Below are 9,612 nucleotides of genomic sequence, written 5' to 3' on the forward strand. Positions count from 1 at the left end.
GTGCCGCGAAACAGCCAGTAGCGTTCGGCGAACAGCCGCCATGCCGCGCGCGGATCGACCGCCTTGTTGCGCACGCCGAGGTCTTCCAGCGCCACCCCTTGCGAATAGAGCATGCGGAAGACGTAGTGATCGGGCACCAGCAACAGGTCGGTGGCATTGCCGAAGGTCTCGTTGCCCGCAAACCAGCGCGGATCGGTATGACCATGCGGGCTGACGATCGGCAAACCCGCAACGCTTGCATGAAGCTCGCGCGCAATCGCGCGCACCGATGGATCGGCCGGCAAAAGCCGGTCCGGATGAAGCTCAAGTATGCGGGGCATTAGTCGTCCAGTGCGGTGAAAATGAAGTTGCGGAATTTCGTTTCGCCCGGTCCTGCGGCATAAAGGCCGGGACGCAGCATCAGGAAACCGCCACGGACGTTGTGGTGATAGCCCGAGACTTCCATTCCGCGGTCGAACTTGCGCCAGGTGCGTCCGCCATCACCCGAGGTGTGATAGCTGACGATGTGGCGACGATTGGTCACGCGGATCCGCATGGCCGAACCGTGCGGGTTCGCTGGCCGGCCGCGCTCCATCCCGTACTGATGCGTGACGAAACGCTCCCTGTCGAAGCCTAGACCGGCATAAAGCTTGTCGTCGTAGAACAGCACAAGTCCAGCAGTGGCGCCCTCGGCCAGCTCGATGTCGCACTCGAACTGATAGGACGTATCTCCCGCGATCTGCAGCAAGGGCGAACCGGACGATGGTGCCAGACCCTTGCCCTTGAAGAACAGGGTCCTGTCGGAAACGCGCACGCGGTCCGCTTCATCGGGTGCCGGGCGGAAGAACGACCATTTTGTTCCGAGTTGCAGCGTGCTGAAATTGTCGCTTAGCGGCATTCCGTGGGGAAGCGCCTCGCCCCCTCTCGGTTTGGCCAGGGGCTTGGAGAGATCGCCGCCTTGCATGTGAAACCAGCCATCTGCAGTCCAGGCGACTGGATCAAGCAAGCACTGGCGTCCAAGCGTCCAGAAGCTGTTCTCGAAACCATGATAAAGGCTCCACCACGATCCGTCAGGAGCTTCGACCAAGCTGGCGTGGCCACGTGACCACCAGGCCTCGCGCACGTCCTTGGTTCGGACGAGTGGATTGCCGGGATGCTGCTCCCAGGGTCCGTGGATCGACTTCGACCGTGCGGCAATGACCATGTGGCCTGTGGGCGGGCCGGCAGTGCCACCGACGGCGGTGAGCATGTAGAACCATTTGCCGATGCGATGGATCTTGGGACCTTCGGGCGAGAAGCCTTCGACGTCCCATTCATCGGGATATCGCCATGGGTCGTAGACATGTTCGACCGGGCCTGCGATCTTCAGGCCATCGTCCGAAAGACGTACGCGATCGCCGCCCGACAGGAACAGCCAACGCGAACCATCTTCGCCGACCGCATGGCACGGATCGATATGGTCGTGCAGTCCAAGTGGGACCGGATCGCTCCACGGCCCGTCGATATGATCGGCATGGATCACGTAGATCTCGTTGCGTGGGAGAGCCTTCACCGGGATGTAAAGGAAGTAGCGTCCGGCGTGTTTCTCAAGGCTGACTGCCCAGACGGATCCGATGTTCCTGTGTAGCGCAGGCTTGCGCGGCTGCCAGTTCACCAGATCGCGTGAGTGCCAGATCAGCAGCCCGGGATAGCTCTCGAAGCTGGAGAAGGTGAGGTAATAGTCCTTGCCGTCCTTGAGGATCGCCGGATCCGGACGGTCGCCCGAAAGGATCGGGTTTAGAAACATGCCGTTGCCCAGATCGGCAACGCGCTGGTTGTCGAAGCCCCGGTGCCGCGAGGGGACCTCGCGCGGCGCAGGTGCTGCGTTTGCTCCGAGAGGCGCGGCAAGACCGAAAGAGACGAGGGCGGCAGATTTCAGCGCATCACGGCGATTCACAGTCATAGCGCCAGTCCCGTGGTTCGCGCCCACGCGCGCCAAAGATCCGGCCAGACCTCGGCCGGCTTGCCGATTGCCTTGCGCAGGCCAAAGCCATGGCCGCCGAACTCGAACAGGTGGGTCTCGACGCGCACGCCTTGTGCCTTGGCGGCGGCACGAAGCAGCAGTGTATTGTTCACCGGTACCGCGTCATCGTCCTCGGCATGAAGCAGGAACAGTGGCGGGGCATCGCGCGGCATGTTGCGGTGAGGGGAATGCGCAGCTTCCATCTCCGGCGCAGCGGCCTTGCCGACCAGGAGTTCGCGCGAACCGGGATGGGCATCGGGTGCGGACATCGAGACCACCGGATAGATCGGCGCGGCGCTGTGCGGTTTGGCCGACAGCGCGTCTGCCGCATCGACCGGGGCATAGGTCTTCACCGCAAAGCGCGTGGCAAGATCGGCGCAGACATGACCGCCGGCTGAGAAACCCATTGCAGACACGCGTTCCGGATCAATTGCGAAATCCCTGGCGCGCTGGCGAATGAGGCGCATGGCGCGCTGCGCATCGGATAGTGCGACATCCGGACCCGCTGCCCAGCCTTCCCCGGGCAGGCGATAGAACAGGACGAAGGCGGTGAAGCCACGGGCCGCGAGCCAGCGGCCCATCTCGTACCCTTCCTTGTCGACCACAACCCAGCGATAGCCCCCGCCCGGCGTTATCAGGACCGCAGCGCCGTTCGGGCGGTCAGGCCGGAACACTGCCATGCGCGGGCGGGATATCCCGAAGACGGCACGATCGGTGACGAGGCGGTCAGTCGAGCGCTCCTGCACGGTTTCGACCAGTGCTTTGGCCGGTTGGCCGGGCGCACCGCCTGGCCAAAGATCGATCGTTTCGGATGGCTGTGGCAGGCCAGGGGGCAGGGGGCCACCGGACACGGCGGGCGGCGGCGTCTGGCCACTCGCTGCTGCACCAAGGCCGAGTGACAAAAGAGAAGCTGCCATGAAAAATCGACGATCCAGTGATCCTGCGACAGTCATGGCAGCTCCTTCTGAGGTACCGGGCGCGGGAGGGATGCGCCCGGCAGGTTGGTCGTCAGTACTTGAAGCGGGCGCCCACCAGGATGTTGCGCCCATAATGATTGTTCTCGTAGTTCCGGTTCGCGTCGATGTCGGTGTAGCGATAGCGGTAGGTATCGAGCAGGTTGTTGCCCTCGACCGAGAGTTCGACCCAATCGGTCAGCTTGAACCGCATCGAGGCGTCGAGGTTGAACATCGACCCATAGCCTTCGAGGACGTTGCCGGTGCCGCTCGCACCCTCGTGATAGCGGCCGCGATAGGTGCCCATTACGCGGGCCGAGAAGCGGCCGTCGTCATAATACAGCGTGCCGTTGAAGGCCTGCTTTGAGACGTTGGCAAGAGCCGCGGTCCTGTCGACGTTGACCAACGCGCCACCTGGCGTAGTCGCCGGACCCTGCAGCGTGTAGGTTGCATCGCTGTCGATGAAGGTTGCGTTGGCGATGATGCCGAAGTTGCCGAGGAAGCCTTCGGTAAAGATCTTGAACGGGATCTGCGCTGCCAGTTCGATACCCTTGAGCTTTGCACCGGTTCCGTTGACGGTGGTGGTCAGCGTCCAGATCGGCTGGTTGAGGAGGGCTGGGTTCAGCGCAGCTGGCGAAGAGGGGTTCAGCACCGAGGCCGGAAGGCCGGTCTGCGCGAAGGTCGCCTCGGTGATGGCTGCGCTCTGGGTGAAGCTGGCCACATCCTTGATGAAGCCCGCCACAGAGATCAGCGCCTGCGGAGCGAAATACCATTCGATCGACAGGTCATAGTTAGTGGCCTGGAAGGGCTTGAGGAACGGGTTGCCGCTGTTCACCCGGAAGTTGAACCCGTCCGCCGAACCGCCCGGCGTCAGGGAGCCTAGCGTTGGACGCGTGATCACTTCGGCAACTGCGCCGCGAATGATCAGGTCTTCAGTCGGGTAGAACGCCACGTTCGCCGAGGGAAGCCAGTTGTCGTACGACCGTTCGACCGTGGCCTGGGTCCCACTGACAAGACCATAGGAGGACTGTTCGGTCTTCACATAGCGGATGCCTGCGTTGAGCGCATAGCGCAGGCCCAGTAGTTCGCCCTTGCCGTCGAACTGCAGGTAACCGCCCTTGGTGGTTTCCTGGACACCGCGAATGTTGCCAGCATCGGGAACGAGCGCGCGGTCGTAGAGCTTCGTCAGCGCCGTGGTGGTTTCGAGATTCGGAACCAGCCAGGCGTTGGTGTTGCCTGCTGGCTGCCCGGCATTGCCGAGGTTGAACATCTGCGCCAATTGCGCCGTCACCGGGATGCCGTAAACGGCCGTCGGGCCAAAGGCTGACGAGGCCGAACACGTGATCGTGCCAAGCACGCGGTCAAGCCCACCATTGCCGCACACAGCGGTGTCGCGGGTGTAGGATTCGGTGTCGAAATTGAAGCGGCGCCACATCGCACCGGCCTTCACGGTGAAGCCCTCCGCAACGTCCCATTCCGTGCGGAACTGCACGGTCTTGAACTTGTTCACCACGGTCGATGGGCGGTCGCGGATTTCGGCGAGCTGGAAGTTGGCCGGGTCGGTCACGCTGGTGCCGAAGGTCAGCTTCGGGCTCTTCATGTCGGTGTAGTCGAAGCTGTACCCCTGCGCGTCACGATCATCGAAGATCATCGTGGTTTCGACCGGGATGTCGGCATCCGATTTCGAGAAACCGCCGAGCACCGTAAAGCGCAAGGTATCCGACAGGTCCTGGTCCCAGGTGCCGCCGACCTGATAGAACTCGGTCTTGCTCTTGCGAAGGTAATGCTCCGTGCGGACCCATGCATCGTTGAGCGTCGCCGAGATCATGTTGTTGTTGCTGTCGTAGACCGGGTTCACGACGTCGATCGAACGCTCGTTGCTGCGCAGCAGGACTTCGCCCCACTGCTCTTCGCGATCGGCGTTGAAGCGGGAAAAGAGCCCATCGATCGAGAACTTGGTGGCATCGGTCGGCGCGAACTGGACCGAGCCGGTCAGGCCCAGGCGTTCGCGGTCATGCTTGACCTCGCCGTAGCGCGGAATGCGGGGGTGGAAGGCAAGCGCGGCCTTGTCGCACGCGGCGTTGCGACCGACGGTGTAGGTCCCGCCGGAGTTCTGGCGGCCGGTCAGGTCGGTGGCGCTCTGCGTGAAGCATGGCGCGCCATTGACGGAGTCAAAGCGGGCCTGTGACCAGCGCACCGTATTGTTGCCAAGCTCAAGGACCTTGGTTTTCTGGTACGCGGCAGAAAGAGACACACCGAAGGTGCCGGAATCGTTGCGCCAGCTGAGCAGGCCGGCGAGACGCGGGCCGACATAATCCGACAGGTCGTTGTAAGTGCCGACGACCGAGGCGACGCCGGTGAAGCCGGCCTTGCCGGCCAGAGGGTTGCCGGTGTTGAGATCGACCACGGCGCCCAGCGAACCTTCATCGAGGCTTGCTTCTGCGGTCTTGTGGACGACGATCGAACTGAAGAGCTCGGAAGCGAAGACGTTGAAGTCGAATGCGCGGTCGCGGTTCGCCGATGCGCCGTCGGTCGACGTCGCCACGGTTTCAAGACCGTTGACGCGGACGCGGGTGAACTGGCTCGACAGACCGCGCACCGTAATGGCGCGGCCTTCACCGGCATCGCGGGAGATCGAGATGCCGGGGATGCGCTGCAGCGATTCGGCAAGGTTCTGGTCTGGGAACTTGGCGATGTCCTCGGCGACGATGGCATCCACTGCGCCGACGGCGTTCTTCTTGACGTTGATGGCCGCCTGGAGTGACTGGCGGAATCCGGTCACGACGATCGCATCATCAATAGCCGCATCGTCTGCGCCGACTTGTGCTTCGGGAGCTGCGACCGCTTCCTGCGCCTGGGCAAGACCGCTTGCCGCGAGCCCGCCGCCCGCCAGCAACGCCATCCTGAACAGCGATATGCGCGAAACTGAAGTAAGCATGATGAATCCCCTCATTGCCCTTGTCGAGGCCATTGATACCGGTGTCAAAGAGGGATGACGCGAAGCGACAACCTTTCTGTGCACCACTGCTCCCGCAAGCCGGCCCTGCTACCAACATGGTACCGGCTATCGATCCGATCCCGCAGCGATCATGCCCGCAAAGGCTTGGCATGTCATTTAGGTAACCGGTGTCATTATTTATTGCCCTTGCATCGCGCCTCTGTCAATAACCATGCCAATGGGAGAGTCTGCGATGCATCAGAGACTGCAAAAGTTCACGATTTCCGCCATTTTCGCCAGTCTGCTGGCAACGACCGCCTGGGCCGGGCCGCACCCCGCCGACCCGACCAAGGGCGGGGCCAACGGGCGAATCATCCGCGTTACCACGCTGGCAAAAGCTGGCCCTGGATCACTTGCCGAGGCGCTTGCCGCAAAGGGTCCGCGCACCGTCGTGTTCGAGGTCGGCGGCACGATCGACATGGGCCGCGACACGCTGGAGATCACCGAGCCGTTCCTTACGGTAGCGGGACAGACTGCGCCGTCGCCGGGAATCACGATCGTCAAGGGTGGCATCGATCTGAAGACGCACGACGTCATCCTTTCCCACTTGCGCGTGATGACCGGTGCTGATGGTCAGGCCAAGCTTTCAGGCTGGGAGGCTGACGCCTTCTCGACTGTGGCGGCGCGCAATGTCGTGGTCGAACATTGTAGCTTCCTGTGGGCGCTCGATGAGAATATGTCCGCGTCGGGACCGCGCTTCACCGGCAATTCCGTGGCCGAATGGCGCGCTGGTACCAGCCACGACATCGTCTTCCGCGAGAACATCGCTGCGGAAGGACTTGCCAATGCCAGCCACCCCAAGGGTGAGCATTCCAAGGGTTCGCTCATCCATGACAATGCGACGAACATCACCTTCTACCGCAACGTCTGGGCGCATAATGTCGAGCGTTCGCCACTGGTGAAGGGCGGCGCGCAGGTCACCATGATCAACAATGTGATCTACAATCCCGGCCACCGCGCGGTGCATTACAACCTGATGAACCTCGAATGGGGCGGCCACGACTATGTGACTGGCGAGATCACTGCAGTCGGCAACGTCATGCGTGGCGGCAACGATACCGATCCGGGCCTGCCGTTCCTGATGCTGGGCGGCGATGGCGATCTCAAGTACTTCGGCAAGGACAACCGCGCGGTCGACCGCCACGGCAACCCCCTTCCGCAGTTCGGCCGCTATGGCGAGACGCGGGCCAGGTTGATCACCGCGAAAGCGCCCCTGACCGACATCTCTCGCTACAGCACCCTGCCTTCGGGTGAGGTAGAGACGTCCGTGCTGCAGACAGTCGGCGCGCGTCCGTGGGATCGTGCGCCCGATGATATCCGGGTGCTGTTCTTCGTCGCCGAAGGACGTGGCGACATCATCGACGACGAGAAAGAAGTCGGCGGCTATCCGCACACCGTGGCCACATTCGCTCCCTTCGTCGAGGCCGACTGGAACCTCGATACGATGACGCCGAAGTCGGGCCGGTATCCGGGCCAGAAGGCGGGACCGCAGGAGAAACTCTCCTCCCGCGACGTGACGATGCGCCAGCCATGAACGCGGTCTTCGCCCTGTTGCTTGCCGCAGCGCCGCCCATGGCGGTCATCGATGAGGTGGACACCATGCGGCGTGAACCCCCGCCGCATGGCGGCATCGGCATGAGCACTGCATGGCGGATCAGTGACGCGGTGCCTCAGCCGCGCCGCATGGAGTTCCGCCGCCGCACTCTGGATGTCGGCGCGGCAATCGGCGAACATCCCATCGCGCACGATGAGGTCTACTACGTGCTCGAAGGCGAAGGCGAAGTCGTGTCTGACGGGCAGCGTGCCGTGCTGAGGAAGGGCATGACCGCCTACCTCTACGAAGGCGCGGTCGTCGGCATCACGCAGCGCGGGGACGCGCCTCTGGCACTGATCATCAGCTACCCGGTTGAACGTAAGGTGCCGTAGCCCAGAGTTCGCGCTCCCACCGGCGTGGATCGTTGACGGTCTGGACCCGGCCGTCCGAAACCACCAGCGTCTCCCGGTCTGGAAGGGTGTACGGCATCCATTCCGCCAGCCCGGGCTGGCCGGTCTTGGCAAGGCCGGCGAATGCTTGCATCAGCAGGCTGCTGGTGGTCCGAGCGCCTGCATCCGTCCCGCTCATGCTGCCGGGCGCATCCAGCGTCCCGAAGACGTAAGGGATGTCATCGGTATGTGCGGCACCGCGCAAGGGATCGCTGGGAGAAGCGCGGTCCAGCTGATAGACCCAGGTGGCTTTGGCACCAGCCTTCGCCCGCTCGTCTGCCTCGATCACTTGCCCGGGCCACGAGCGGCCCGCCGTGGTCGCGGAGTAAAACACCTGCTCTGGCGTCCATTGCGGGTATTGCGCGCGGTACTGCGCGACGACCCAATCGACGTCGAGATCGATCTTGATCTCTGGCGCTATGCGGGCCGCGAGGTTGTCCCAGGCCAGCCCCTGTAGCTTTGGCCCACGCGGATCGATGAAGGCCCGGGTCTCTTCGCGCACATTGCCCAGGATCATCGGTATTCCCAGTGACTGGGGCGCCGCATCCGGCCAGAACGGGTGGCGGGGCAGATTGGTCATGTCCAGCACCGGGCCCATGTAAAGGTTGCCACCCATGATCGGGTCGGGTGCGGCAAGGCCTTCGACGAGTCGCTGCACAGGCATCGTCTGAAGTGTTTCCACGTCATCGGGGCGCAGCTTCAGCGCTGCTAGCAGGGCAAGCGTCCGCTTCCATGCGTTCCCGGGTCCGCTCGCCACGACTTGCTGGCCGCTCATCGTTGCCGCCGCATGGAACAGGCCGTCAGCCGCCGGCATCGCCATCAGTGTCGCAATCTTGGCGCCGCCTCCCGATTGGCCGAAGACCATGACCCGCGCCGGATCTCCACCGAACGCGGCTATGTGGTCGCGCACCCATTGAAGGGCAAGGATCAGGTCCAGCTGCCCAAGATTACCGCTGTCCGCAAACTGCGGCCCGAAAGGCTTGAGCCAAGCATAGCCGAGTGCATTCAGCCGGTGGTTGACTGTGACGACGACGACGTCGCCCTGCGCCGCCAGCGTCCCGCCGCGCGTCAGCGGATCGGTGACCGTGCCGTTGGAATAGGCCCCGCCATGGAAATAGACCATGACCGCACGCCGCGCTCGCGGATTGGCATCCGGCGTCCATACGTTGAGGAACAGGCAGTCCTCGCTCTGCGCCAAGTCGGGATTGCCGCGTTGAGGAGCGATCGGGGCGAAGCTCTGCGCCCTTCGCGGCGGGCCTTGCCACGGCTCCGGCACGGCCCGTGCGAACCGCTCTGCACGGCCATAGCGAATGCCCTTGAAGGCCAGCACGCCATCCTCGCGCAGTCCGGTAAAGCGTCCCGCTTGCGGGTCTCCGGCTCTGCCCAGAACCGGTGATGCCGCGAGTGCCGCACTGGCGCCAAGCAACGCGCGCCGGGTCAGTTCACCGCCTGACATCGCCGCCTTCGGCGCTGAACGCAGCGAGTTCGCTCTGCCTTATTAAACAGAAGTCGCCGGGGACAGAGTGTTTGAGCGCAGCAAGCGCAAGGCCGCATTCGGCCATGGCCTGTGCATCGCCGCCTTGCAGGTAACGGTGCAGCACTCCGGCCGCGAAGGCGTCCCCTGTCGCGCGACGATCAGGGTGAGAAAGCGCGACAATCAAGATGAGAATACGGTGTGTCGGGATCGGCGGAGGGCG

The 9,612-nt window shown here is 63.4% G+C and carries 7 protein-coding genes and 1 pseudogene; 2 read left to right on the forward strand and 6 right to left on the reverse strand.

Annotated features, from left to right (window positions below; translation table 11 throughout):
- The 4 genes from AC1Q5P_RS21425 to AC1Q5P_RS21440 form a co-directional block, all read right to left on the reverse strand.
- The coding region (locus AC1Q5P_RS21425; protein ID WP_492519973.1) for a glucuronate isomerase at positions 1 to 320 on the reverse strand (320 nt) is incomplete at its 3' end.
- Positions 320 to 1,921, reverse strand: a complete 1,602-nt coding sequence (locus AC1Q5P_RS21430) for a family 43 glycosylhydrolase (protein WP_039335848.1) — start codon at positions 1,919 to 1,921, stop codon at positions 320 to 322. The genes AC1Q5P_RS21430 and AC1Q5P_RS21425, both read right to left, overlap by 1 nt.
- Positions 1,918 to 2,898: an alpha/beta hydrolase gene (locus tag AC1Q5P_RS21435; RefSeq protein WP_236727158.1), complete on the reverse strand. Its 981-nt coding sequence runs from the start codon at positions 2,896 to 2,898 to the stop codon at positions 1,918 to 1,920. The genes AC1Q5P_RS21430 and AC1Q5P_RS21435 overlap by 4 nt, the downstream gene beginning before the upstream one ends.
- A gap of 91 nt (positions 2,899 to 2,989) precedes the next feature.
- Positions 2,990 to 5,872: a TonB-dependent receptor gene (locus AC1Q5P_RS21440; RefSeq protein WP_492519974.1), complete on the reverse strand. Its 2,883-nt coding sequence runs from the start codon at positions 5,870 to 5,872 to the stop codon at positions 2,990 to 2,992.
- A gap of 253 nt (positions 5,873 to 6,125) precedes the next feature.
- Here AC1Q5P_RS21440 and AC1Q5P_RS21445 point away from each other — a divergent pair, with 253 nt between their 5' ends.
- The gene (locus AC1Q5P_RS21445; protein ID WP_492519975.1) at positions 6,126 to 7,466 is read left to right on the forward strand and encodes a pectate lyase family protein; all 1,341 of its coding nucleotides are present in this window, start codon (positions 6,126 to 6,128) and stop codon (positions 7,464 to 7,466) included.
- Complete coding sequence (locus AC1Q5P_RS21450) at positions 7,463 to 7,858, forward strand: cupin domain-containing protein (RefSeq protein ID WP_193828748.1); 396 nt, start codon at positions 7,463 to 7,465, stop codon at positions 7,856 to 7,858. The genes AC1Q5P_RS21445 and AC1Q5P_RS21450 overlap by 4 nt, the downstream gene beginning before the upstream one ends.
- Here the strand turns inward: AC1Q5P_RS21450 and AC1Q5P_RS21455 are convergent.
- Together AC1Q5P_RS21455 and AC1Q5P_RS21460 are read right to left on the reverse strand one after the other, a co-directional pair.
- Positions 7,827 to 9,371, reverse strand: a complete 1,545-nt coding sequence (locus AC1Q5P_RS21455; protein WP_492519976.1) for a carboxylesterase/lipase family protein — start codon at positions 9,369 to 9,371, stop codon at positions 7,827 to 7,829. The genes AC1Q5P_RS21450 and AC1Q5P_RS21455 overlap by 32 nt on opposite strands.
- Positions 9,358 to 9,612, reverse strand: a pseudogene (locus AC1Q5P_RS21460) (hypothetical protein); the annotation flags it as partial. The gene AC1Q5P_RS21455 and the pseudogene AC1Q5P_RS21460, both read right to left, overlap by 14 nt.

The organism is Novosphingobium sp. GW835-FHT14H07, from assembly GCF_058793515.1.